This window comes from Stenotrophomonas sp. SrG, assembly GCF_050031795.1.
GTDB lineage: Bacteria > Pseudomonadota > Gammaproteobacteria > Xanthomonadales > Xanthomonadaceae > Stenotrophomonas > Stenotrophomonas rhizophila_A.
This window is the reverse complement of sequence record NZ_JBNBBE010001424.1, coordinates 1-234: the sequence shown is the minus strand read 5'-3', so window position 1 is coordinate 234 and position 234 is coordinate 1. Positions and strand designations below refer to the sequence as shown.

The window sequence follows — 234 nt, the reverse complement described above, 5'->3', positions numbered from 1 at the left end:
ACGTGGTGCTGGTGATCGGTGCCAACGACGTGGTCAACCCGGTGGCGCGCACCAACCCGGCCAGCCCGATCTACGGCATGCCGATCCTGGACGTGGTCAACGCCCGCACCGTGGTGGTGATCAAGCGCGGCAAGGGCACCGGCTTCGCGGGCATCGAAAACGCGCTGTTGTACGCCGACAACGCCCGCATGCTCTACGGCGATGGCGCCGGTGCGGCCAGCGCGCTGGTCAGCG

At 68.8% G+C, this 234-nt stretch carries 1 protein-coding gene; it reads left to right on the top strand.

Translation table 11 applies throughout. The features are described 5' to 3' along the window. Nucleotides 1–234 (top strand): NAD(P)(+) transhydrogenase (Re/Si-specific) subunit beta (locus ACQG3P_RS24095; RefSeq protein ID WP_426806457.1); only part of this gene is annotated, 234 nt, incomplete at both ends.